Annotated in this window: 19 protein-coding genes; 4 read left to right on the plus strand and 15 right to left on the minus strand. The window is 55.8% G+C overall.

The genetic code is table 11. The annotated features are described in order from the left end of the window. Positions 1 to 8 precede the first annotated feature (8 nt). From DESPR_RS08575 to DESPR_RS08605, 7 genes are all read right to left on the minus strand, one after another. On the minus strand, positions 9 to 962 hold the full coding sequence (locus DESPR_RS08575; protein ID WP_015724411.1) for a CoA transferase subunit A: 954 nt from the start codon (positions 960 to 962) through the stop codon (positions 9 to 11). A gap of 17 nt (positions 963 to 979) precedes the next feature. Then, a complete protein-coding gene (locus DESPR_RS08580) occupies positions 980 to 2140 on the minus strand; it encodes an acyl-CoA dehydrogenase family protein (protein WP_015724412.1) in 1161 nt (386 codons plus the stop codon). Positions 2141 to 2387: 247 nt separating this feature from the next. Next, the gene (locus DESPR_RS08585; RefSeq protein WP_015724413.1) at positions 2388 to 3635 is read right to left on the minus strand and encodes a hypothetical protein; all 1248 of its coding nucleotides are present in this window, start codon (positions 3633 to 3635) and stop codon (positions 2388 to 2390) included. A gap of 153 nt (positions 3636 to 3788) precedes the next feature. Continuing rightward, complete coding sequence (locus tag DESPR_RS08590; protein WP_015724414.1) at positions 3789 to 4964, minus strand: acetyl-CoA C-acetyltransferase; 1176 nt, start codon at positions 4962 to 4964, stop codon at positions 3789 to 3791. 703 nt (positions 4965 to 5667) lie between these two features. Beyond that, positions 5668 to 7086 (minus strand): methyl-accepting chemotaxis protein, encoded by a 1419-nt coding sequence (locus DESPR_RS08595; protein WP_015724415.1) that lies wholly within the window; start codon positions 7084 to 7086, stop codon positions 5668 to 5670. A 9-nt stretch (positions 7087 to 7095) separates the two neighbouring features. Then, positions 7096 to 9561 (minus strand): EAL domain-containing protein, encoded by a 2466-nt coding sequence (locus DESPR_RS08600; protein ID WP_052302082.1) that lies wholly within the window; start codon positions 9559 to 9561, stop codon positions 7096 to 7098. Between the two features lie 490 nt (positions 9562 to 10051). Then, positions 10052 to 10570, minus strand: coding sequence for a reverse transcriptase domain-containing protein (locus DESPR_RS08605; protein WP_272867051.1), 519 nt, complete (start codon positions 10568 to 10570; stop codon positions 10052 to 10054). A 131-nt stretch (positions 10571 to 10701) separates the two neighbouring features. Between DESPR_RS08605 and DESPR_RS08610 the strand changes: the two genes are divergently transcribed. Further along, the gene (locus DESPR_RS08610; RefSeq protein WP_169701572.1) at positions 10702 to 11094 is read left to right on the plus strand and encodes a hypothetical protein; all 393 of its coding nucleotides are present in this window, start codon (positions 10702 to 10704) and stop codon (positions 11092 to 11094) included. Between the two features lie 352 nt (positions 11095 to 11446). Here the strand turns inward: DESPR_RS08610 and DESPR_RS08615 are convergent, their stop codons facing one another. Continuing rightward, entirely contained in the window at positions 11447 to 12016 is a 570-nt protein-coding gene (locus tag DESPR_RS08615; RefSeq protein WP_043769888.1) for a hypothetical protein, read from the minus strand. Positions 12017 to 12102: 86 nt separating this feature from the next. Between DESPR_RS08615 and DESPR_RS08620 the strand changes: the two genes are divergently transcribed. Next, positions 12103 to 12294, plus strand: a complete 192-nt coding sequence (locus DESPR_RS08620) for a hypothetical protein (protein WP_015724417.1) — start codon at positions 12103 to 12105, stop codon at positions 12292 to 12294. A gap of 204 nt (positions 12295 to 12498) precedes the next feature. Here DESPR_RS08620 and DESPR_RS18480 read toward each other — a convergent pair whose 3' ends face one another. From DESPR_RS18480 to DESPR_RS08645, 7 genes are all read right to left on the minus strand, one after another. Then, a complete protein-coding gene (locus tag DESPR_RS18480; protein ID WP_169701573.1) occupies positions 12499 to 12966 on the minus strand; it encodes a hypothetical protein in 468 nt (155 codons plus the stop codon). Between the two features lie 77 nt (positions 12967 to 13043). Next, positions 13044 to 13604, minus strand: coding sequence for a hypothetical protein (locus DESPR_RS08625; RefSeq protein ID WP_043769890.1), 561 nt, complete (start codon positions 13602 to 13604; stop codon positions 13044 to 13046). 173 nt (positions 13605 to 13777) lie between these two features. Beyond that, positions 13778 to 14599 (minus strand): orotidine-5'-phosphate decarboxylase, encoded by an 822-nt coding sequence (gene pyrF, locus DESPR_RS17880; RefSeq protein ID WP_081458078.1) that lies wholly within the window; start codon positions 14597 to 14599, stop codon positions 13778 to 13780. A 241-nt stretch (positions 14600 to 14840) separates the two neighbouring features. Further along, the gene (locus DESPR_RS08630; protein WP_015724420.1) at positions 14841 to 15230 is read right to left on the minus strand and encodes a DUF2628 domain-containing protein; all 390 of its coding nucleotides are present in this window, start codon (positions 15228 to 15230) and stop codon (positions 14841 to 14843) included. A 662-nt stretch (positions 15231 to 15892) separates the two neighbouring features. Further along, a complete protein-coding gene (locus DESPR_RS08635) occupies positions 15893 to 16975 on the minus strand; it encodes a phospholipase A2 family protein (RefSeq protein ID WP_015724421.1) in 1083 nt (360 codons plus the stop codon). Between the two features lie 407 nt (positions 16976 to 17382). Next, on the minus strand, positions 17383 to 18756 hold the full coding sequence (locus DESPR_RS08640) for a sigma-54-dependent transcriptional regulator (RefSeq protein WP_015724422.1): 1374 nt from the start codon (positions 18754 to 18756) through the stop codon (positions 17383 to 17385). Then, a complete protein-coding gene (locus tag DESPR_RS08645; protein ID WP_015724423.1) occupies positions 18735 to 20849 on the minus strand; it encodes a GAF domain-containing sensor histidine kinase in 2115 nt (704 codons plus the stop codon). The genes DESPR_RS08640 and DESPR_RS08645 overlap by 22 nt, the downstream gene beginning before the upstream one ends. 288 nt (positions 20850 to 21137) lie before the next feature. Here DESPR_RS08645 and DESPR_RS08650 point away from each other — a divergent pair, with 288 nt between their 5' ends. Together DESPR_RS08650 and DESPR_RS08655 are read left to right on the plus strand one after the other, a co-directional pair. Further along, on the plus strand, positions 21138 to 23690 hold the full coding sequence (locus tag DESPR_RS08650; protein ID WP_015724424.1) for a DUF6600 domain-containing protein: 2553 nt from the start codon (positions 21138 to 21140) through the stop codon (positions 23688 to 23690). Positions 23691 to 23724: 34 nt separating this feature from the next. Further along, entirely contained in the window at positions 23725 to 24636 is a 912-nt protein-coding gene (locus DESPR_RS08655) for a radical SAM protein (protein WP_015724425.1), read from the plus strand. Positions 24637 to 24830 lie beyond the last annotated feature (194 nt).

Genomic DNA, 24830 nt, shown 5'->3' on the forward strand with positions numbered 1-24830 from the left:
TCTCCCTTCTATTTGCGGGGTTTGTAGTTGAGGGCGGTGTTGGCGCGCAGGTTCAGCATGCGCGGCCAGCCGAGTTTTTCCAGGTAGGCGATGTGATCAAGACCGTAAATCCACTCCTTGGCAAAGGCGTCGAACCCTTCCTGGGTGCGGGTCTTGCCGTAGAAATCCTTGAGGAAGGCGCCGTCGACGTCGTACTTGCCGAACATGCCGGTGGGATGGGCGCCGAAGGGGCACTCCAGGATGTAGTCGACCTCAAAGGTGGGGATGGTGTTGTGATCGGCGTTGCGGCGCAGATACTCCTCGGGCACGATCTCCTCGGCCATGACGATGGTGATGTCGGCGGCACGGCAGGCCTCGGGGTCGGAATACAACTGACCGGCCACCCGTACCGTGCCCTCCTCGCCCACCTGCTGCACGCAGAGGATGGCGACATCGATCTTGACCGCCGGAATCAGCACCTGCGGACCGGCATCGAAGAAGGGGTCGTCGGCAAAGATGTATTTTTGCTTGGCGATGCGCTTGCCGTCGCGCTTGCCGGCCCGGCCGAGCATGTCGAACTCGGGATTGTGGATGTCGGTGCCGAGCGAGGTCTGGGTGACCGCGTAGGGCGCGCCTTGGGCGGCGGCGGCGAAACGGAACATCATCTCGGCGTGGCTGTAGTCCTCGACGATGATCTCCTTGGTGCCGACCTTGCGCGACAGGTTGGCGCCGTACTTGCCGTACAGCTCATGACCGACCCAGCAGGACTCCCAGATGTCGACGCAGCCGGCGCCGACCAGGAACTCGGTCTGCGGGCCGCCGTTGACCTCGATCAGGTGCAGGCCGCGCCGCTGCTGGCGGATCAGTTCATAAACGATGGCAAAGGGCCGCCGCCAGATGGTGAAGCCGGAAAAGGTCAGGCTGGAGCCGTTCTTGACGATTTCGGCCGCCTGCTGCAGGGTGATGCGTTTATTGGTGCTCATGGGGTTCTCCTTGGGGTTCAGGCCGACAGTCCACGCAGGATCTCGCGGGAGATGATCAGCCGCTGGATTTCACTGGTGCCTTCGTAGATGGTGGTGATGCGGGCGTCGCGGGCATAGCGCTCAATGGGAAAATCCTTGGTGTAGCCGTAGCCGCCGAGCATCTGCAAGGCGTTGTAGCAGGCCCGGTTGGCGCTCTCGGTGGCATACATCTTGGCCATGGAGGCCTCCTTGGCAAAGGGGCGGCCCTGCTCCTTGCGGAAGGCGGCGTTCATCAACAGCAGCCGAGCGGCTTCCAGTTCGGTGTAGGAATCGGCGATCATCCATTGAATCGCCTGGAAATTGCTTATTTTCTGGCAGAACTGCTGACGTTCGTTGGCGTATTTGGCGGCATAATCCATGGCCGCCAGGCCAATGCCCAGACCGAGTGAACCGATGCCGATGCGGCCGCCGGCCAATTCGGCCACGGCGATGCGGAAGCCGTCGTTGGGCTTGCCCATCATGGCGCTGGCGGGCACGCGGCAGTTGTCAAAGATCAGCTCGTTGGTGGCCGAGGCATGCTGGCCCATCTTGTGCTCTTCCTTGCCGATGGTCAGGCCCGGGGTTCCGGCCTCGATCAAAAAGCAGCTGATGCCCTTGCCGCGCGGGGCTTCCTTGTCAGTCACCGCCCAGACCACGAACACCCCGGCGTAGGGGGCGCTGGTGATGAAGATCTTGGAGCCGTTGAGCACGTAGGAATCGCCATCCTTGGTGGCGGTGGTACACATGCCCGACGGATCGGAACCGGCGCAGTTCTCGGTCAGGCCGAAGCTGCCGGCGGCATATTCACCCGAACAGATCTTGGGGATATACTTGCTTTTCTGTTCCTCGCTGCCGATGGCCTGGATGACCTCGCAGACCATGTTGTTGACCGACACCGTGACCGCGGTGGAGGCGCAGGCGCGGGCAATCTCGGTCATGGCGACGCTGAAGGAAACCACGCCGGCCTCGGAGCCGCCGTACTCCTCCTTGACGTTGAGGCCCATGAAACCCAGTTCGGCCAGTTTTTTCAGGTTGGCCAGCAGGGTGGGGCGGTCTTTTTCCGCATCCAGCTTGGCGGCCACCGGTTCGAGTTCGGCCTTGGCAAAGTCACGGGCCGTGTCCTGAATCAGTTTTTGTTCTTCACTGAGGTCTAAATTCATCGTTGCTCCTTGTTGTAGTTGATCAATCAAATGCTCCGTGTTTCGTGAATCATGGTCATGTCCCGCTTGCTCCTCAGGCGGGACGAGGATTTCTCCCCTTGGTCGAGTGGACGGTTGTTCTGGACAGTTGTTGCGGCAAATCGTCCCCCAACAATCCTTGCCGCATCATCCGTTTTTCTCGACCATGGGGAGATCCTCCAATCATCTCTCGCTCGATGCGATTCGTTCCCGTGCCGCCAACGCCATCTCAATGCTCATGGACATAGAAAGGCCACTTGTGGAAAAACCACTCGTTCCACAGCAGGGGAATGATCCACCAGAAATTCCACACCAGCGATTCGCCATGGGAGAACCGTTCGGCCAACTCGGTCATGTGGTGGTTGCCCAGGGCCCAATGACCGAAGTTGCCGTAGTAGAAAATCCAGTAAAGCACAGCGGCGAACAGGCAGACGCCGGCGGTGCGGAAGAAGAACCCGCCCCAGCTGTCCGGATTGTTTCCCGGCGCCATGTCATCGAAATAGTGGTGCCAGATGAGAAAGGGGATGAGGGTGAAACCGGCGATCTCCGCCGAATGGATCCAGAAAAAACGCTGCACTTCCGAGGCGCCCTTGGCCGCTTCCAGGTGATGGAGGGTTTCGGCCGGCACCCAGAGGGGAATCAACTCGCGGCAGAGCAGGGCGATGCCGTAGGCAGCGACAAAGGAGATGAGCATGGAGACGAGGCCTTTCCATGGCTGGGGCAGGGTGATGGCGCTCCACGGTTTCATCCGCCAGACATTGGGCGTCATGAACAGGATGACGATGGCCCATTCCCACCAGCCGAACACCCAGTGGACATGCTGGGTGCCGCCGACGCCGCCCCACCACGGCGGATTGAGGGCCGCGCCGGGAAAGAGCAGACCAAAAAACGGCGCGATCAGCACCGCGTAGCAAAACAGGGTCAGGGTGGTGGCCACGCCGATCTCGGCCAGCCCCTTGTTCGGCTGTTTGAGGTCCGAGGGAGCTACCGGCCATTTGCCGAAAAAGATGGTGAACACCGGGTAGGTGTAGAAACCGATGAGCACGAAACAGACCACCGCCACCTGCGCCAGTTTGCCGGTGGCCCCAGGCTCGGCCACCTTGGGCAGTTTGCCGGCCAGGTTGGCGGCTTCCAGGCCGTAGTAGCTGAGGAAGTTGAAGCCGATGCCGAGCACGCGGTAGAAGAGGATGTCGATGACGAACCAGACGATGACCAGGTTGACCACGGTCTCGACGATGCCGCGCAGGGGTTGGCCGAGGTTCTGGAAGGGCCAGTCGCCAAGAAACATGTGCTGCCACAGACCGACCAGGATCATCATGGCCAGGTACATGACAAAGGGGTAGGGAAACCATCCGATCGGGCCGCGCGGATCACTGAAGATGTACCAGGTGATCAGGGCGATAACGGAAAAAACAAGTAACGAGATGATGCCGGTCAGGGGCTGGCCCCACCTTGGTTTTAATGCTCCCACTGCCATACTGCGTTCCTCCTCTCCTTGAATGTGTTGAACTGTCTCTCCTTAAACCGGCGGGCGGATGGAGTGCATCCGCCCTTGCCCGGGTCGTGCCTGAATCACGTCCTCCTCAGGTTGTTTCCTTGTTCCTGGCCGCGTGGCCGTTTTTGGGTCGCGCTACCGCTTGACGATCATGGCCACGGCCTCGCCGCCACCGAGGCAGAGCGACACCAGGCCGCGCTTCTTATTCTGGCGGACCATCTCGTGCAGCAGGGTCACCAACAGCCGGCAACCGCTGGCGCCAATGGGATGCCCCAGGGCCACGCTGCCGCCGTTGACGTTGACCTTGGCCGGATCGAGTTGCAGGGTCTTCAGGGCGGCCACGGTCGAACCGCTGAAGGCCTCGTTGATCTCGTAGAGGTCGATGTCGTCCTTGCCGATGCCTTCCTTGTCCAGGCACTTGGGCACGGCCCAGATCGGGGCCACCAGCACGTACTTCATGTCGATGCCGTAGGAGGCCTGGGCGCCGATGGTGGCCATGATGGTGCACCCCAGGGCCTCAGCCTTTTCCCGGCTCATCACCACCACCGCGGCCGCGCCGTCGCTGATGATCGAGGCGTTGCCGGCGGTGGTGACGCCGCCCTGCTTGAAGGCGGGCTTCATTTTCGATAACTGCTCATAGCTGGTCTCCTGGGGGCATTCGTCCTGCCAGAACACCTTGGGGTCGCCCTTACGCTGGGGAATCTCGACCGCCATGATCTCGTCGTCGAACTTGCCGGCGGCCTGGGCGGCTAGGGTGCGGCGGTAGGATTCGGCGGCGTAGCGGTCCTGGTCCTCACGGCTGACCTGGTAGCGCTCGGAGCAGAGTTCATTGGAGATGCCCATGTGGAAGTCGTTGACGATGTCCCACAACCCGTCGTGGACCATGTGGTCGTGCATGGCGGCATCGCCCATGCGATAACCGAAGCGAGCCTTGCTCAGGTAATAAGGGGCCATGGACATGTTCTCCATGCCGCCGGCCACCACCACGTCGGCATCGCCGGTCTGCACCGCCTGGGCCGCCAGCATCACCGCCTTGAGGCCGGAACCGCACACCTTGTTAACCGTGATGGCTTCAACCTCCCAGGGAAGTCCGGCCTGAATGGCCGCCTGCTTGGCCGGATTCTGGCCGTAGCCGCAGGGCAGGACCATGCCCATGATGGCCTCGTTGACCGCCTCCTTGGCAATCCCGGCCCGACGGATGGCCTCCTCGATGATCAGGCCGCCGAGCTTGGTAGCGCCCATATTGGCCAAGGTGCCGTTAAAACTGCCCAAGGGGGTCCGGACAGCGCTGACTATGACTGCTTCTCGCATGGTGTTCTCCTTTGCTTGCATGGTTGGGGATGGGGCACGGGTACATCGAGAGAATGAGACGAGCCCTCCTGCCGCATTATTCAAAAAAGAGGTAAAGCACAGGACGCGCCAGTTTGGATATTTTTTTTAAATCTATGAAATTACAGTTAAAAAATACAAGAACCTTCAATGTGACGCACGACATGAAGCATTTGCTTCACTTAATCTGCCGCGAAAACGAACCGATGACAGAAAAAAAAACGAAAAAATACGGAATAACAGACTGTTCATCCGAATGAAGGATATGCTACAGTCGTGGAGGCGGGAACAACAAACGGCTATGGACAGGGCAGGGTGTGAGCTTCTGGATGGGGTATCTTGAGGAGCTTTTGAGAACTGTTTCAGTTAAACGGGAGCGTTGCTCTTTAATCAGGAAACGCCCCGGTTGGAAATCATCCGATATATCTGTTGAAAAAATTGCGATAAAACAGGAGCAATATTGACTCGTAACAGGTCCTTCACTTGCGCCGAGCGAAGTAAGGCATCAAGTGTAAGGTAGGGTTAAGCCTCATCCTCTGCCCTTGGAACAGGAATTACCTGCAATGGTACCGGATAGTAGATTGTTGCCTCAGGGGTGCGCCCCTCACTACAAAAGCGGACCAATATCACACCGAATCGTTGCCGCAACCCATTGACAGGCCTTCTGCCCTCCGAAGTGGGGCCATCAGATGGTCAACAGATGCTCGAAATTGATATCCGCACCGAGCACGCCCACCCAGGCCTCGCCCCGATAGACCGGTACCGCGATAGTGAGACAAAAGGTGTCGGTGGCTGCTGATTTATAGAGTTCCGATATATAGGGCCGCCCGGTTTCCCGCACCTTGCGGAACCAGTCCCGACGGCTCCAGTCCTTGCCCCGGGCGGTGGCATCGCGTGTGATGGCCTGGCCGCTGCGCAACACATTGCTGGAGATTTGCAGGCCGTTGGTATCGGTGAGGTAGACCAACTCCAGATAGCCAAGAGGGAGCATGCCCTGCTCTAAGGTCTGATCGGTGTCCACTCCCAGCTGACAAATAGCCGGCAACGCCGCCAAGGCCAGCACCGCCTGCTCCGCCTTGCGGTATTGCGGCAGGATAAAGATACCCGTTGCCTGGAGTTGCTGGTCGGTCAACTGTTTGATGCGATCAGCCAACTCCGCCAGCCGCACACTGTCTTTGCGGCCCTCCTGGCCAATGGTGGCAATGGTGGCCAGATCGCCGGCAAGTTGCCCCACCGCCTGTTTCTGCGAGCTCACCGCCCCAATCACCGAGGTCAGATGGTGGTGGAACTGCCGGTGCTTCGCGCTCACCTGATCAAGAGAGGCAGAAGCCATCCGATTCCCCTCCAGCCCTGTGACCACCTCTTCTTGCACCCGGTCAACCGCCGTGACCGTCTGTTGAATCAATGCACTGATATCCAGGAGCAACGCCTTGACCTCCTGGGCCGACCTGGCCGATTCCTGGGAGAGTTGACGAATCTCCTGGGCAATCACCCCAAATCCGGCGCCGTGCTCCTTTGCACGAGCCGCCTCGATGAAGGCATTGAGCGATAACAACCCGGTGTGATCGGCAATATCGGAGATGGATTCGATGATGGTGCCAATACTTCGTGAGCGTTGGTCCAGTTCGCCAATGGCCACACTCAACCGCGCCACCTCCTGCTCCATGGACTGCATCCGTTGCAGGGCCTGACCGGTGAGCTGCGAGGTCTGGTCAATGGCGTCAACGATCACCGCGGATTGCTCCAGGGCCTGGCCGGCACTGTCGGCCGAGGTGCCGATGTCCGTTGCGAGGCTGCGACAGGTCGCCTCGATCTGCTCCACCTCACGGGCCAGGGATTCCGATGAACGGCGCACCTGGCCAGCAATGGCCTGAGTCAGAGGCGCCACGGTGGCGGTGGCCACATTGCCCTTGGTGAGCTCGACCACGAAGAGATGCAGGCGGCTGAAGATGCGGTTGATCAGCTCGATAAGTACATTGCCTTCCCCCTCGCCGGGCAAGGTGAAGGTGCGACTCAGATCCCAACGCCCGGCCAGCTCTTCCCTGATGGCGCTCAGATGCTGTTGGCGCTGGAGAAACAGCTTGTTGGAGAACAAGGAAAACATGGCAGCTCCTTAATGGTTGAACGCGGTAAATTTACGAATGAGTTCCTGGGCTTTGGCGTTATCCACCGGCCGGGAGAACATAAAGCCCTGCGCCCGATCACAGTTCAGCTGGCGCAGCCATTCGAGTTGCTCGCGGCTTTCCACGCCCTCGGCAACGACGCCCAACCCCAGACTGCGCGCCAAGCTGATGATCGAACGGACGATCTGGTCGTTTTCCTTAATCCCCTCCTCCACCCCACTGATAAAGGAACGGTCAATTTTGAGATGATCAATGGGCATGCGTCGCAGATAGGCCAGCGACGAGTAACCGGTGCCAAAATCGTCGATGGCAATCTGCACCCCCAATGCCCGCAACCGGTTCAGCTCGTTGATGGCACGGTCGACATCGTGCATAAGCACCGACTCAGTCACCTCTATTTTGAGGCAGCGGGGATTGAGTTGATTGTGTTCCAGCACTTCAGTAACGTGCTCGACCAGGCCGGGCTTGGTGAGCTGGCGGCAGGAAACGTTGACGCTCATGGTCAGCCCTGCCGTGCCATCGATGCTTTGCTGCCAGGATTTGAGGGCACGGCAGGCTTCGGCAATGACCCACTTCCCGAGATCAACGATCAGCCCGTTTTCCTCGGCCAGGGGAATGAAGCGATCCGGCGGCACCATGCCGCGCAGCGGGTGGTTCCAGCGCACCAGGGCCTCAAATCCCTGCAAGCACTCATCAAGCACCGAAACAATCGGCTGGTAATGCAGGATGAGCCCGTCATGGGCCAGCACCTCGCGCAGCTCCGCCTCCAGGCTGATCGACTCGACCAACTCCTGGTGCATCCGTTTATCAAAGAGCACAATACCCTTGCCCTGTTGCTTGGCCCGATACATGGCGATGTCGGCATCGCGCAGTATCTCTTCGGCCGAAGTATAGTCGGCGATTTTGGGGACAATACCGATAGAGGCACCGGGGGTGATGTCGTTGCCGTAGAGCGAGAAGGGTTCACAGAGGATGGAATGCATGCGGCGGGCGGCCTTGAGCAGTTCCTTGCGGGCGGTGAACTCCTCGAGGATAATGGCGAATTCGTCGCCGCCGAGACGGGCCACCGTATCCACGCTGCGCACACAGACCGACAGCCGCTTGGCCACCTCGATGAGCAACTGATCCCCGGCCGGATGCCCCAAGCTGTCGTTGATGGCCTTGAACTTGTTGAGATCAATCATCAACACCGCGTAGTACAGCTCCGGCCGCCGCCGGGAACGCTCCAGGGCACGCTGCAATCGCTCACCGAAAAGGGTGCGATTGGGCAGGCCAGTGAGGGCATCGTGAAAGGCCTGGTGGGTGATCTGGTCCTCGAACGATTTGCGCTCGGAGATATCCTGATAGATATAGATGATGCCATTGATCGACTGGCCAACCCGGATGGGAAAACCAATCATATCGACAGGGATGAGCGTGCCATTACGATGGCGGCGCTGGGTTTCGCACTGCACGGTTTCACCATCGAGGATGGCGTTACGCAGTTTTTCACACTCCACCAGTAACTCTTCAGGCACGATCAACGCGCGCATGCCAAAACCGATGATATCCACCGCTCGGTAACCGAACAGTTGTTCAAACCCATGGTTGCAGTTGACGACGTTGCGTTGGGTATCGATGATGACGATGGCCTGCGGCGAGTTGGCAAAGAGCTGGGAAAAATAGGCGCGCTGGACTTCCAACTCCAGCTCCGCCTCCTTGCGGGCGGTGATATCCATCACCGTGCCCTCGTAATAGCTGATATTGCCGCGCTCATCGTAGACGGCCCGCGCGTTTTCAGAAATCCAGATCACCTCGCCGTTGCGTTTGCGCACCTGGGATTCAAAACCGATCACCTTGTTATCACGGGCCAGGGTGAGCACGAATTCGTCGCGCCGGTTCGGGGTGACATACAACTGGTGTTTGATGTCGCGGAAATGATTGATCAGTTCGTGCGGGGTTGAGAACCCGTAAATTCGGGCCAGGGTCGGGTTGACATCGAGATACCGTCCATCCGGGGTGGTGAGGAAGATGCCCTCCAGGCTGTTGTTGAACAGGCTCCGATAGCGCTCCAGCCGCTTCTGTTCGTCCTGCTTGGCTGCGACCAGCTCGTTGCCGCCAAATAGAATGAACACGCCCGGCTGCCCGTCGCTCCCTTGCGGATGAAACGAGGCCCTAGTTTCCACATAGATGCCATCAGCCCGGAGGCAATGCACGGGCACGGATTGTATCACTGGCCAACGCCTCCAGCGACGAGCGCTCGGTGGATAAGGCTTGAGTGGGAGGAGAATGTTCTCCAGGCTGTCCCCGATGAATCGATTCAAATCACTATAACCAAAAGTGCGCTGAAACGATGCATTACACGTCAAGATGCGCCCTTGATGATCACATTGCATAGCAGCAAAAGGTAAGTGGTCAAGGAATTGTTGCGATGTGCTCTCAACGATAGAAGGAGCGGAGGTGATGCTGTTAATCATGATTCTCGTTTTTAACGAAAATTTGAGAGGTTAGGCGGTTCCGTGTGTAGAACGCCTAAGCAACTCCCACACCATGATTATGAAAAAAAGATGAAGGTGCGCTATCTCAATGGAAATGAAACGTTAATGGCACATTCCTTGGAATGCAACGGTATCAAGGCCTTCAGGGGAGTTTGCAATTTTGTGCAGAATATCCGAGTTGCTCACGATTTTGTCATGCCTGCGGCATGGGTTAGAGTTTAACAGTCGAGTAGCCCAGGGGAATCTCACCCCTAGGCCCTCACAGATCCGGACGTGAACCTCTCAGCTCATCCGGCTCCTATTGTCCAACCGGAGGACGCATACCCAGGAGTTGCCAGTGGGCAAACAGCTGGGGTTGACGAATTGCTAAACGACCTAACCAGTGCGTTGCTTGCCGTTGCCGCCCTCTCATATTCTTAAACTTCCTCATGAGCCACTTCACCATCATACGATTCAAGTGGTGAAACACCTAGAACATTTCTGATTTGTAGAAATTCGCATAATAGTTGATCCAGCCTCGCAGCTTGGGATTGAACATTCGAGAAAAGTCTTTCAGGGATTTGTCAGTACGATTGTAGATCCGCCAACTCCGCATTTCGTCGCGTATTGACTTGGCAGCTTTATTGCTCATGGCGGGCAAGAACCCGACAAAGAAATTCCCAGCTTTGCTCATTGCGACCCGTGGCCTGAATGTATACCCCAGGAAATCGAACTTGTGATTTGGGTAGTTCCCTCGTCTCTTGCTCTCTTTGCAAAAGACAATCTTTGTCTTCTCTGGATGCAACTCCAACTGGCATGCCTTCAGGCGTTGATCCAGCGCCCCCCACAGCCTTTTTGCTTGGGATTCACTCATGCAATGACAAACCACATCATCGGCATATCGTTCAAATGGAATGGTTGGAAAGGCTCGCCCCATCCATTTGTCGAAGGCGTAATGTAGAAACAAATTTGCGAGCAAGGGACTGACAACTCCCTCTTGCGGTGCAATGCCGTTGACTTAAGGCCTGTCAGGCTAAGACTTTAGTAACCGACTGAAATTATAGTTTATTTATTGCGCCATTGGTGGTATTGTCATTGCAACTGTTTAATATCTCGATGAAAATTTAACAACGGAGACTTTTGGCAATGAAAATTGTGTGCCACACTTGCTGTGATAACAGCAAAAGCGAAACATCTTATTCACTGGAGTTCATTTCCCGTTTTCTTCCTCAAAGCAGGCAAGATGTCGATGCCTCCTTTAATGGCAAGGAGTTCACCCGAAACCGCAAATTGCCGCTGGCCATCACCCTGGCTCTGCTCCTCAACATGGTCAGGCCCGGAAAGCGTTTCGGCTACCAGGAAATAATCAACCGGTTCTTCAGCGACACCGGCCTCGCTCAGGAAAAGGGCCTCACTCCACCGGACAAGGCAGCCTTTTTGCGAGCACGGAAAAAAGTGCCCTTCGATGTTTTCAGTGGCCTCTTCAAGCAAGCCGTTGAAGAAGCCACCAGCCTCGCTTCGAATTATGGATAAACTGCTGGTCAGCCAAACGCTCGAAGACTGCCAGCACTGGCTGGAACTCTGCCTCGCTGAAATCAGCTGGCAGCGATACAAAAAACGAATGGGCCGCTCATTTCCCCGGATTTCCAAGCGGAGTTACGGGAAATGGGGACGCCGCTCGGCTTAAGTCAACGGCATTGGGGCAGGGTCTGAGCTTCTGGATGGGGTATCTTGAGGAGCTTTTGAAAACTGTTTCAGTTGAAACGGGAGCGTTGCTCTTATTTTTTGAACCTGAAAAGATAACCGGCCGCCGGTGGAACACGTTAACCTTGAAAAGCCGCGCTTCATTCCGGTCCGGTTGATTGAATGTTAGGAATTATCGGATTTAGTTCCTAGTTTTTTTGTTGCCGGGTAAATCTACTGGCACACCAATCCACATTCCATTTTCAAATTTAAGCTCGGCCGTGACTGGAACAGAAGGACAACATATTCCGTCCTTGTTCCAATCATGCTCTAAAGCTGAATACCACAGTTTTTCATCCTTAACGTAAATCTTTTCCACAGTTTGCGGAATCGACATCGGTGTTTGGCTTGGGCCGGAATGCTCAAAATTGATGTAATATTGCATGCTCGCGATGCTTAATTCTAATTCAACAAATACAGGCCTGCTCATATTAGAGCCTCCAGAACACCCAACATCTATTGAAAAAACCGCAAATAATCTATTTCCTCCCTCTGGGAATTCAACAATATTTTCTGGGTTTAAGTTAAAAATGCATCCAATTGAGTTTGCGTAGCTGGCTATTACATCAGGAGCTTTGACGAATGCTTCTTTCTTTCGTTGCTTTTTCTGTTGCTCATATGCTTTTTCCTGTTCTTCAGTCATAATTTCAGCAACAGCATTCATCGTAATGAATGCTGTTAATATACCTATACCGAAAGCCATGATTTTCATTGAGACTCCTAACACTGAAGGTAAGCCGACGCCCGATTAGGGCGGTCGGCCTTGACCGTAATGTTATACGGAACACGGAGATTGAGATGGGCGAAGTAATTCAAATGCCGAAGCGCAACGTGCAACACGCCAGCACTGAGCAACTGAAACACGAATGGGATTTGTGGATGGATACCGACGAGGAAGAAACGGAGAAGGTTTCCGGTGTTGAGTTTCACTACGAGCAAATCCATGCTGAATTAAACCGACGCGGAGAAGGACGGCACTGTGCCGTATAATCGCGGTGCTGACCGGCGCCGTGCGCCGATCAGGCAAACGAAGTTTGAATGATCGGTGTGCGGTGTCCGGTCGAGTACCTTGTTCTGGCGCAAGGCGCCAGGCAAGGTGCTCGACGCAGTCAGCACCGCGATTCATGGCGACGCAGTCGCCATGAACGGTAAGCTCAGTTGCCGCAGCCTTTTGCGGTCAACTGAAGCGTTTGGTTATGCCATTTTTTTATTAATTTCTTTTTTCATTAGGTCAAGAGTTGGATATATCATGTTCAATACGTACTTATACTCTGACCTGATCTCCAGATCACTTGGCAAATCAACACCTTCTATTTTTGTAGGGTTTCTACCCTCAGCAATTGAAAGCCACGTTTCCTGCTCCGAACAATGTGAGTAAATATCTTTTAATGATTTGACTATCTCCTCTGAAAAATAAAGTTCGGAACTTCTAACTGCATTTAAACGAAAATTTTCTAATCTTTGAGCAGATGGGACAGTAAATATGCCGCGAAAACAGTCAGAAAAGTTCAACACTTCTTCATATATTTCTACCATCTTAAAGTGCAAGGTGAGTTTGTTTGATCGCTTGGCTTCGTTTGTTGCATTTCTAGAGTAAATTGCAGATAAAATCGCTATAAAGAATGCTGCTAATGATATCCAATCACTATTTGTCATAGCCATGATTTTATTTTTGATGCATAACGTTCCGCCTCACCGAACCCGCGCTGTTTGCGGGGTCCGTGTGAAGACGGTGATTATCAGTTATTTTTCAGTTCTTCTCTAGCTTCTGCTGTGAGGATAATATTCAAAATATTTAGACTTTTACTATCATGGAAACCCATTTCTTTTCTTAGATCTTTTATGAATTTGTTTCCGTTGCTCAACATCTCAAATGTACTTTGATCAGGCTTCCCTATATTTTCTTCAAAATTCAGGTAACTTTGTATTATCTCCTCACTTCCCCAGTTCATCAGACCTCTCTTGAACTCCATGAGTTCGTTTTCAACCTTTGACTGAATTTTTTGCTGATTTCCTTTTTTTGTGCTTTTAATTATGTCGAAGTAAGCATTGTAAAAATGTTCAAAAACCTTTTGCTTTTCTTTGATTATTAGAAGGTCAATCTCTCGTTCTTTAACCTTGTTGTGATTGAGGTTAACAGAAAGGACTGAGGTTAGAGCTGTTACTATGGCACCAACTATTCCAAATATTGTTATCCGGTGTTCAGGTTTCTCTATATAAAAAATAGCCCAAACCGTAAGAGATAGAAGAAATATGATTAAAACCGCTAACCATACTTTATAGATCGTGTCATTTTTCATGATTTCATCTGATAATCGCGGTGCTGACCGGCGCCGTGCGCCGATCAGGCAAACGAAGTTTGAATGATCGGTGTGCGGTGTCCGGTCAGCACCGCGATTCATGGCGACGCAGTCGCCATGAACGCCCCGCATAACCGGCGCCAGACTTTATCTGCGTCCGGTTAATGCGGATGTTATGCTGTATTTCTGAATTGGTTAACTGTATTTTTTAACTTTATTGTTTCAGATCTGGCTGCTTCGGCAAAATCAATACCATTGCTTGCGTACAAAATTGCTCGGGATGAACTGATAATTAGTCCTGTACCATTGGCTGTTTGGCCTGCTGTGACCATTTCTTTGACATTACCGCCTTGTGCGCCGACACCAGGAACTAGAAATGGCATATCGCCTACGATGCTTCGAATTCTTGACATTTTGGATGGCCATGTTGCTCCAACAACCAGTAAACAATTTCGGTTGAAATTCCATTTTTCAGAAATCAGCCTGGCAACATGCTCATAGATTGGCACCCCATCTACGATTAAGTCTTGGAGATCGCCCGCACCGTTATTTGATGTCCGGCAAAGGAGAATAATGCCGCGATCTTTATGTTGTAGGAATGGTTCAGCAGAATCATAACCCATGTACGGATTGACCGTGACTGCGTCAACGTTATACCTTGAGAAGGCTTCCTTGGTATACATTTCCGCCGTGCTTCCAATGTCGCCTCGTTTTGCATCGAGTATGACGGGAATATGCGGGTAGTTTGATCTTATGTAATCAATAGTTTTTTCTAGTTGTTTTTCAGCAGAAACTGCTGAGAAGTATGCGATCTGTGGTTTGTAAGCACAGACCAAATCATGGGTTGCATCAATAATTTCTCGATTGAATGAGAAAATAGATTCGATGTTTTTATCTATGGGCTTTGGGAATCTAGAAAGATCGGGGTCAAGGCCGACACAGAGGAGCGAGTTGCCTTTTTTCCATGACCTTTTTAACTTTTCGATAAAGCTCATTTTTCCCTCATAGGGCATAATCGCGGTGCTGACCGGCGCCGTGCGCCGATCAGGCAAACGAAGTTTGAATGATCGGTGTGCGGTGTCCGGTCGAGTACCTTGTTCTGGCGCAAGGCGCCAGGCAAGGTGCTCGACGCAGTCAGCACCGCGATTCATGGCGACGCAGTCGCCATGAACGGTGAAATAACCTGCCGGCGTGAGAACTGTCCACCGTTCAGAACGAGCTCTGTTCCGGTCAGGTTTATTGATTTGTTAGCGCATATTTTTCGTGTAATTTATAATTATATTGGTTAATTGCCTGTTCTTGATTGATAGCTTCAATGCTGTCGACAAGAACGAACCCGCGTGATGTTAAAATTGATTCCCACCACTTATTACCTTTAAACCCAAATACAAGAGAAATAATTAACAATGGTAAATCAAGTATTTGATCAATGAACGGATAATGCTTTGCAAACAATATTAAGAAAGTATAACGAGCGAGTGTTAAAAATAAAATAATAGTACCAGCTACCCACATACCCTTAACTATTGCCCAAATAGGAGTAAATATTAAGGCGGGATAAGAAAAGCCTTGCTTGATCGCCTTATTTTTTTCTTGTGAGCGAGAATAGATTTTGAAATGCTTCACAAATACCTCCATTTTGGTTTTCAAGACGCTTTCATGCAAACGTGTTGCAACTTTCTGGAATTACATTTGTCGATTCTCTCTGTCCTGACCACCAAAATTGCTAAAAGCTATTTTGTGATAAATCTGCCACCGCAGGCTGAGTGAGCGCTAATCGCGGTGCTGACCGGCGCCGTGCGCCGATCAGGCAAACGAAGTTTGAATGATCGGTGTGCGGTGTCCGGTCGAGTACCTTGTTCTGGCGCAAGGCGCCAGGCAAGGTGCTCGACGCAGTCAGCACCGCGATTCATGGCGACGCAGTCGCCATGAACAAGTTATTATCCGGTTTCCGGATATCATTCAGAACTCCCGCCGAAATTAATCACGGGACACTGTTTTTGGGTTTCAGCTAACTGGATACCATGCAGTTTTGAGGGATAACCAGAAACCTGATATCTTCAAGAGTCGAGCCGATCAGCTTCCCTGCATGGAGTATTTGAAAATAATGAGCGATGCCGAAAGTTAACATACTTTCAATCAACACAACCTGGAGAAATCTTGAGCTGACCCTAAAAACCGTGGTGTTCCCCTCAATTTTCGAGCACAATAACGGGGTTACTTCCCTTGGATCTGTTGAGAAACGGAAAATCAAGATTCAAACGCTGCATAAGAAAGACGATAGAGCGTCATTTTCCCGTGCAGACTGATAAGCCACGTGCATACGCCATACAGTCAGCGTAGGGACCATAATTGGCCGAGATGATCTCCTTGCCGATGACAACGCCGTATTGACCGTCTCTGTTCCAGTCCTCACAGGTGCAGACCATCGGTTTCTCGGCAGGGGCTTCCTCTTTTGTCATTGTTCCCGTGTCGGAGCGCTTCTTTGATTGCTCGTTTTGGGACGCTTTACACACCGGTAAAGCCCGGGCATATTCAATACATTGCTGGTAGGGACCATAATTGGCCGAGATGATCTCCTTGCCGATGACAACACCGTATTGACCGTCTCTGTTCCAGTCCTCACAGGTGCAGACCATGCCTGTTTCCTGAAAATTTTTGCGTCCAACAGAGGAATTGGTGGCACGATCTATGGCATCGCCCTTTTTCACTGCCTTGCGATTTTCTCGCCGATTATAATCAGCGTTCCACTTGTTCACCTTGTCATTGACGAGACTTTCGAATGTCTTTTCGCTGACGATATTATTTGCTCCAGGTTTTTGATCGAGTATGGCGTTGAGTACGTCTGGGTTGGTAATATCTGGAGCAAAAGGAATAACCGATTTGAGCTCATTGAGCCGTTGTTGATAATTCGGGAACCCTAGGGCTATTCGCTCTACATACTTCCGGGCGAGGGCCGGGTCCTTGGCCGGTGGATTCCATTCTCGCGGATCCTTCGGCAATTGCAGGGTATCACGAACGGCAATTGCGTCGGCAATCGCTTTATAATGCGCCTCCAGTCGAGGATCGTGCTTGCCGAGTTTTTCAGCGACTTCATAGCCAAAATCATGTTTCTGCGCGACAGCGTCAAGAGCATCCACCGGCGGCAACGTTCCAACCCGGTCGTCGAGTTCACTTCCACCCCACCACCCAGGGCCATACCAATTGCCGTAACGAAACCTGGTATCGCCTTCTCCTAAAGCAGTATCCCAGGCAAGGTTTCCCCAAAAGCCACTTTGTGATATCGCCGGCGTCTCAATAGGCTGGAACAGGAGAAGCACGCCTGCTGCGCAACTTATTTGGATAATGTTTTTCCTCAACAGATTCTTCATCGATTCACCTTCTTGTGGAACAGTTAGAATTTATAGGAGAAACCTTGACCTTTAACGCCTAGCCGTTCGACGGCATATTCGGCAGCAGAGCCAGGCAGGGTGGGCAAACAGCAGTATCGGTTGCCCACCAACGAGATGAATGTATCGCATTTTTTTTGCAATATTCCGCGTCAATCGCCACCTTGTCTCTGCGGCCTTTCTCCATTACACGCTTTCTTCTGCCATGTTGCACCCCAGCCTCAACCGGCGCAGAACAGCATAACGCATCAACTCATCATGCCAATCAGTTTTTGCACGAAACGGTAAGAGTCTGTTTTTGGGAGAGCTTGCAGATTCCGACCTCCCACCAATGCCCTGGCCCCAAAAACCGCAGGCAATGGTGAGCCATCGATAGCCTTCTGGGGCGGCTACACTTCGATCCGGTGTTTCTCGATGCGGTAGATCAGGGTCGGCCGGGAAATGCCGAGCAGCTTGGCGGCGCGGGTCCGGTTGCCGCCGCTCATTTCCAGTGCCTGGACGATAAGGTCGCGAATCATTTGGTCCAGGTTGATCCCTTCCGGCGGGATGCGGATACGTGTTGCCTTGCGCGGCAGCGGCGCATGCAGGGTGATACCGAGAAAGGCAAGGTGATCGGCTTCGATGGTCTCGCCCTCCTCCATCAGCACCACCCGTTCCACCGCGTTTTTCAGCTCCCGGATATTGCCCCGCCACGGGTATTCGACCAGCATGTTTCTTGCCTGGAGGGAGATCCGGCGGAAATTCTTGCCGAATTTCTGGTTGAATTTGTGCATGAATACCACGGCCAAGGGGATGATGTCCGCCTGTCGCTGGGCCAGCGGCGGCACGGTCACCCGGGCCACGTTGAGGCGGTAGAACAGGTCCTCGCGAAAGGCGCCGGCCCGGACCTGTTCTTCCAGGCTGCGGTTGGTGGCGGCGATGATGCGCACATCCACCTTCTTTTTCTGGGTGGAACCCACGGGGTAGAATTCCCGTTCCTCCAGAAAGCGCAGCAGTTTCACCTGGGCGGCGGGCTGCAGTTCGCCGATCTCGTCGAGCAGCAGGGTGCCGTTGTCGGCCATTTCGATCTTGCCCTTCTTGCCTTCTTGCAGGCCGCCGGTGAAGGCGCCCTTGCCGTAGCCGAACAGCTCGCTTTCCAGCAGTTCCCGGCTGATGGCACCGCAGTTGATGCCGACAAAGGGTTTGGCGAACCGGTTGGAGCGGTGATGGATCATGCGGGCGATGACCTCCTTGCCCACCCCGCTTTCGCCCTCGATCAGCACGGTGGTGTCGTGACCCTTGGCCACCTTCTCGGCAAAGGCGAACACCTGTTTGATTTCCTCGCTTTCGCCGACGATCTGCTCGATGTTGAATTGGCGCAGATACCCCTGACGCAGTTCCTCGACCTCCTTTTTCAGGCGGACCGTGTCCAGGGCCTTGGCCAGCACCAGTTCGAGCATCTCCATTTCCAGCGGCTTGACCAGGTAGTCGTGGGCCCCGAGCTTCATCGAGGTGATCACCGTGGCCACGTCCTCAAAGGCGGTCATCATGATCACCACCAGTTCCTTGGCCATGGCCTTGATGCGCTGCAGGGTTTCGATGCCGTCCATGCCGGGCAAGCGGATATCGAGCAGCACCAGGTCCACCGGAGTCTTCTTGAGGATGCGCAGGGCCTCCTCGCCGCTGCCGGCGATCACCGGGGTGTAGTGTTCGTCGAGGATGTTTTTCAGGGCGTTTTGCAACAGCCGGTCGTCGTCGACAATCAGGATGGTGTATCGATACATGGCGCTCCTCCGGGCCGACGGGCCGGGAATTGGATCATGAAGGTGGTGCCGCTGCCCTCTCGGCTGATCACATCCACCGTGGCCTGGTGCTGTTCGAGGATCTTGTGGACAATGGACAGGCCCAGACCGGTGCCGTCGGCCTTGGTGGTGAAAAAGGGATTGAAGATCTTGCCCAGGTTTTCCGGAGGAATGCCTGGTCCATGGTCGGTGCACAGGAGGACCACCTGGCCGCCAGGCCGATCCGTGCCGCGCTCGTCCCGGGCGACAAGGTCGACCCGGCCGCCGCCGGGCATGGCTTCCATGGCGTTGAGCAGCAGGTTGACCACCACCTGCTGGATCTGATGGGCATCAAACACCACCGGCGGCAGATCCTTCTCCACCTGGAGCGCAACCTCGATCCGTTGCTTTTTCAGCTGCGAGTCCATCAGGCCGATCGATTCCCGCAGCACCCGTTCCAGCGAGCCGCTTTTCAGGGACGGCAGGGACGGCTTGGCAAAATCGAGCATGCCCTTGACCAGGGCGCGGATACGGTTGATCCCTTTTTGGGTATCGTTGATCAGGGCGAGGGTCGGATCGGCGGCGGGCAGTTTCTTGGCCAGCAGTTGGACATTGAAATAGATGCTCGCCAGCGGATTTCTGATTTCGTGGGCAATGCCGGCGGACAACTGCCCCAGCGAGGTCAGCCGGTCGAGGCGGCGGATCAGTTCCTCGGTTTTCTTCTCCTCGGTCAGGTCGCGGACGATGAGCATCGCCCCGATCAGGCTGCCCTGGTGGTTGCGCAGCAGCGAGGAGGTGACGCCGAGGATGGCGTCGCTGCCCTGGTGGTTGCGCCGGATCTCCTTGCGGTTGACCACCGCCCGATCATCGAGGGCCAGGTCGACGATGCGGGCGATTTCCTCGCCAAACACCTCGGCGGCCCGGCGGCCCACGATGTTTTCCCTGCCAAGAACGAACATCTCCTCGGTGCGGCGGTTGACCGAGGATATCTCCTTTTTCAGATTGACCGAGATCATGCTGTTGGGCGAGCTTTCCAGAATGTTCTCCCGAAAGTTGCGTTCGGTCATCACCTGCCCGTACAACCGCACATTGCGGATCAGGCTGGCGCTGTGGCCAGCATAGATCATCAGCAGCTTGAGGTCGTCCTCGGAAAAGGATTGTCGTTGTCTGCCGGTCACCTCCAGCACGCCCAAAACCCGCTTTTCGCTGAGCAGGGGCACGGCCAGCACGGACAGCGTTTCGTCGGGCAGAGGCAGGCCGGTTGCCGCCACCCGGTCGGCCAGCGCCGTTTGCGGGCCAGAGGGCAGGGGGGTTCGTTCCATGGGGGCATGACCGTCCTCGGAGACGACGCTCCATTCCCTTCCCTCGTCGTCGAGCAGCAGGAGAACGGCGCGGCCTGCCCGGGTCAACTTGAGGGCGCTGGCGGTGATCACATGGAACAGCTTGCTCTGAGGAAAGGCGGAGCTGGTTTTCTGGCTGATTTCCTGCAATGTGAGCAACTGTTTGATCTTTTTCTGATTCTGCTCCTGCAACCGGGCGTTTTCGATGATGATGCTCGCCTGGTTGGCAAAGGTGGAAAACGTGTTGATATCCTTGCGGGTCAGCTTCAGCTTGACCGCATCCTTGTCGGCGGTGATCAGGCCGATCACATCGCGCTTGATCTTCAGCGGTACGGCGATGGTCGACACCCGGCCCATGATCCGGCTGACAATCAGATCGATCTCGGTCATCCTCGGGTCGGCGCCATAGTCCTTGACATAGATGGTCGTGCCGAACCGGACCACCCGGGTCTCGACGCAGTCCTGGTCCGTCAGGCGATAGGGCAGGCGAAAGGCCCGCTTCGAATCCTGGGCGTTGAACCCGTGGATATACTTGCATTCGAGCAGGCCGCGGTCCTTGTCGAGCAGAAAGATGGCCATGCGGGTGAGCCCGAACACCTGCGAGGTTTCCTTGACGATCGAGGTGAGGATCGTGTCCAGGGACATGGGGCGGGTCAGCAGCCGGCTGATTTTGTGAATCGACGACAGCAGGTTGTCCTTGGTCTTGCCGTCGGATGGCGATGGGCCGCGTGCGGGCCGTGGTTGTTTGTTCGGCATGGGATCTCTGGGTTGGTCGCGCGGCAGACAGAGGGAGTGTTCCTCCGTGTGCCAGCGGCGACGACGAAATCAGGTTGGGGCGTGCCGCATCCTCCAATGCGCCCGCTTCCCATGTACGGCAAAAACGCGGTTCGCACAACCGCTGAATCGTGCCGGCTACCGCATCCACGGCCAGAGAATATCCCAGGGGGGAGGTTGCAATCCGCTTCGCGAATCTTTACACTACACAACAGCCGGGCGGAGCGATTCCACCCGGCCGAAGCAACCCGTCAATGCAAGGAGACGACCATGCGGTCCAATAGACGACATTTTGTCCTTCCCCTGTTCCTTCTGTTCGCGCTGTTCCTGTTCACGGTGCCATCCTGGGCGGCCAGCGATCAATACGGCATTCTCGTCGGCCGGATTGCCCACGTCGACGGTCAATTGCTCCGCTATGTCGAGGAAGAGAAGGACTGGGTGCAAACGGTCCAGGATGCCCCCTTCGGCCTGGAAGACGCTCTTTACTCCGGGGATGACGCCAGGGCCGAGTTCATCCTGCCCAACGGCACCTGGATGCGCATCGGCGAAAACACCCAGGTGCAGCTGATCGACCTCAATCCGGAAGCCACCACCGTCGATGTGGCCTCGGGATTGGCCCGGCTGTACAACAAGAGCGGTAACGCCGTCGCCAAGCTGACCACGCCCTTTGGCTATGTGGTCGCCCCAAGCGGATCGGCGGTGGACCTCTATGTCGGCGACGAGTCCCTGGAGGTGATCGCGGTACGCGGCGAGGTCGATTTTGTCCATGACGGCACCGGCACCAGATACCCGATCCGGGAGGGTGGCGATTCGCTCATTGCCGACAAGCGCGCCACAGCCCCGGGCAGAGGCACCGTCGATGGCGACTGGGACGACTGGAACGGCCAGCGCGAGAATCTGTGGGCAGACCGGCAGCGGTCTCGCAGCGCCTCCGCCGACTTACTCCCCGAGCCCATCCGCGACGAGAGTTATGTACTGGACGACAACGGCCGCTGGGAACGGGTCTACTACGAGGGCGCCTACCGCGACATGTGGCGGCCCACCGTGGTCGAGCCGAGCTGGCGGCCCTTCACCGCCGGCCGCTGGATCAGCTACTACGGCGACAACTGCTGGATCCCGGATGAACCCTTTGGCTACGTGACCCACCACTACGGCTCCTGGGTCTATGTCGATTCCTTCAGCTCCTGGTATTGGATGCCGCCGGTGGTTCGGAGATATCCCCAGACGCCGTCCCTCGTCCTTCTGTTTGGCTGGTATCCGGGCCGGGTCGGCTGGTTTCACAGCCGCGATCATATCGGCTGGGTGCCGCTGGCCCCGCACGAGCACTATTACGGCCATCGCCCCTGGGGGCATCACACCAAACTCATCCACCGTTCCAGACGACCCAAGATCGACATCCATCGCTACCGCTATCTCGACGAGGCGGTGGTGGTCCATCGGGATCATTTTCACCAGGGAAAACGGTATGGCGAGCATGCGCGGCGGGATGTGCGCAAGAGCGACATTGTCAAGCAATATAAACCCGTTGCGGCCATCAGTCCTGCGAAAGGGGATAAACAGCGCTTTTCCGTCATCGACCGGGAGGTCGCCCGCAAGCCTCACAACACGGTTGCCCGGCGGATCGATGCCAACCAGAAACGGATCAAGGAAAGCGGCCGGTTTGACCGGGCGCGGATCGAAAAGGAGCTGCAACGGGCGAGAATCGGCACGAAACCGTCCCTGGCCGCCCCGGCGGTTGCAGCCCCGATGCTGACACCCAAGCTGGTGGAGGCCGACAAGGTACGCGCCCCCCTGGACAAGACGTCCCTGCCGCGCAAAGAGATCAAAGCCAAGGAGCGGGAGAGGCGGCTTGCCCCTGAAACCAACCGACCGGGTTTTGTCCCCCGGGAACGGGAGCGGGGCGAACGGCCGCGTCTGCCAGGGGAAAACGGAGAACAACGCGAACAAAAAACCATCATCCCGCCCGTACGCGACGAGAGCAACCGCGATCTGCGCGATCAAGGCCCGCCGGATCGGGACCGCGATCGCTTGCCGCGTGGAGAAAACCAAACCCTGCGTTCGCCGCGGGAAACCGAACAGCAGGAGCGGGTCAACCGACAACCCAAGGTGCCGGAACGGCAACAACACCCGAAGGAGTTGCAGCCACGGCCGGAACAAGATGCGTCAGAACGACGGCAGCAGTTTCAACGCGATTGGCAGCTGCAACAGCCGCAAGAACGACAGGGGCAGCGACAGAAAGAGCCGCAGGAAACATTGCGACAGCGGCAAGAAGAACAGCAAGGAAAACAGCAGGATATATTGCGGCAGCGACAACCGGAGGAGGTGCGGTCACGGCCGGAGCAAGGCGCGCCAGAGCGGCGACAAAAAGAGCCGCAGGAAACGCTGCGACAGCGCCAGCAGGAAGAGCGGCAGCAACAGGAACTGCAACGCCGGCAGCGGGAAGAGGAGTTTAACAACCAGCGGCAGCTGCAACGACAGCAACAGCTGGAAGACCAGCGTCGCCGGGAGCAGGAGGCGCAGCGCCAGCGACAGTTGGAAATCAAACAACGGCAGGAACAGGCCGAGAGGGAGCAACGGCAGCAGGCCTTGCAGCGCCGCCAGCAACAGGAACTGCAGCAGCGCCAGGAGATGGAAAATCGCCAACGGCAACAGGAGCTGCAACAAAGACAGCAGCGGGAACAGCAACGCCAGGAGGCATTGCGGCGCCAGCAGCAGGAGGAACAGCAGAAGGTTCGCCAGGAGCAACAGACCGCGCCCAAAAAGAAAAATCCATCACCCGAAGAACTGCTCAAACTGCAACAGCAGCGGGGGTGGCCGCAGTGACGGCGCACGTCCGCCGGGGGCAGTCGTCCCGGCCATGAGATTGGACACCTGCCGCATTTGTCCCCGGCAGTGCGGCGTTGACCGCAGGGCCGCCTCCAGCGGTTTCTGCCGGACTGACGACGGCTACGCCATTGCTTCGATCACCCTGCACCGGGGCGAGGAGCCGGCAATCAGCGGCACGCGAGGCATCTGCAATGTCTTTTTCGGCCACTGCAACCTACGCTGCCGTTTTTGCCAGAACGTGCAGATCTCACGCAACGAGGCCCCGCTCAAGGGCGCAAACTGGTCGCTGACAACCGTGGTCGACAGGATCACCGCCATCCTCGCCTCCGGCGTCGACCGGCTGGGATTCGTCTCGCCGTCGCACATGGTGGCGCAGATGCTCGCGATCATCGCCGAGGTACGGCAACGGGGCTTTGCCCCGGTGATCGTCTACAACTCCAACGGCTACGACCGGGTGGAAACCCTGCGCCAGCTCGAGGAGTGGATCGATGTCTACTTGCCCGACTGCAAATACAGCGATCCACTCCTGGCCGGCAGGTGGTCGGGCGCGGCCGATTACCCCCGGGTGGCGGCCGCGGCCCTGGCCGAGATGTACCGTCAGAAGGGCAACCTGCTCCATCTTGACGACGACGGCCTGGCCGAGCGCGGCCTGATCGTCCGCCACCTGGTGTTGCCCGGCGCGGTGGCCAACAGTCTTGGCGTGCTCCGCTTCCTGGCCGAAGAGCTTTCCCCCCGCCTGACCCTTTCCCTGATGTCCCAATATCAGCCCATCGAGGCCGTGGCCGGTCTGGAACCGCTCAACCGGCAACTCCTGCCCGAGGAATACGCCCGAGTGGTGGCCGAGATGGAACGGCTCGGCTTTGCCCACGGCTGGGTGCAGGAATTTTCCAGCGCCGATTATTACAATCCGGATTTCTCCCTGGACTCGCCCTTTGGCGAATGACGGAACGTGGGCGCGTCCAGTTCGCTGCGACGCGCCTCGGGCCACGTTCGCACAGGGGTGGAGAGGATTGGCTGACAAGGCCAACACGCCCGGCGCAAAGGGCGGCAACAGGGGACCTTGCCGCTTGATTGACAAAAAAGATATACAGAACCGTTGGTTACTGGTAATGTATTGTTCGTTTGCTGATCAGGATG

Origin of the sequence: Desulfobulbus propionicus DSM 2032 (assembly GCF_000186885.1) — a bacterium.
Taxonomy (GTDB): Bacteria; Desulfobacterota; Desulfobulbia; order Desulfobulbales; family Desulfobulbaceae; genus Desulfobulbus; species Desulfobulbus propionicus.

Coding starts and splice junctions, on each gene's coding strand:
- DESPR_RS08575 (WP_015724411.1), bottom strand. CDS start 962: ATGAGCACCAATAAACGCATCACCCTGCAGCAGGCGGCCGAAATCGTC.
- DESPR_RS08580 (WP_015724412.1), bottom strand. CDS start 2,140: ATGAATTTAGACCTCAGTGAAGAACAAAAACTGATTCAGGACACGGCC.
- DESPR_RS08585 (WP_015724413.1), bottom strand. CDS start 3,635: ATGGCAGTGGGAGCATTAAAACCAAGGTGGGGCCAGCCCCTGACCGGC.
- DESPR_RS08590 (WP_015724414.1), bottom strand. CDS start 4,964: ATGCGAGAAGCAGTCATAGTCAGCGCTGTCCGGACCCCCTTGGGCAGT.
- DESPR_RS08595 (WP_015724415.1), bottom strand. CDS start 7,086: ATGTTTTCCTTGTTCTCCAACAAGCTGTTTCTCCAGCGCCAACAGCAT.
- DESPR_RS08600 (WP_052302082.1), bottom strand. CDS start 9,561: ATGATTAACAGCATCACCTCCGCTCCTTCTATCGTTGAGAGCACATCG.
- DESPR_RS08615 (WP_043769888.1), bottom strand. CDS start 12,016: ATGAAAATCATGGCTTTCGGTATAGGTATATTAACAGCATTCATTACG.
- DESPR_RS08620 (WP_015724417.1), top strand. CDS start 12,103: ATGGGCGAAGTAATTCAAATGCCGAAGCGCAACGTGCAACACGCCAGC.
- DESPR_RS18480 (WP_169701573.1), bottom strand. CDS start 12,966: ATGGCTATGACAAATAGTGATTGGATATCATTAGCAGCATTCTTTATA.
- DESPR_RS08625 (WP_043769890.1), bottom strand. CDS start 13,604: ATGAAAAATGACACGATCTATAAAGTATGGTTAGCGGTTTTAATCATA.
- pyrF (WP_081458078.1), bottom strand. CDS start 14,599: ATGAGCTTTATCGAAAAGTTAAAAAGGTCATGGAAAAAAGGCAACTCG.
- DESPR_RS08635 (WP_015724421.1), bottom strand. CDS start 16,975: ATGAAGAATCTGTTGAGGAAAAACATTATCCAAATAAGTTGCGCAGCA.
- DESPR_RS08640 (WP_015724422.1), bottom strand. CDS start 18,756: ATGTATCGATACACCATCCTGATTGTCGACGACGACCGGCTGTTGCAA.
- DESPR_RS08645 (WP_015724423.1), bottom strand. CDS start 20,849: ATGCCGAACAAACAACCACGGCCCGCACGCGGCCCATCGCCATCCGAC.
- DESPR_RS08650 (WP_015724424.1), top strand. CDS start 21,138: ATGCGGTCCAATAGACGACATTTTGTCCTTCCCCTGTTCCTTCTGTTC.
- DESPR_RS08655 (WP_015724425.1), top strand. CDS start 23,725: ATGAGATTGGACACCTGCCGCATTTGTCCCCGGCAGTGCGGCGTTGAC.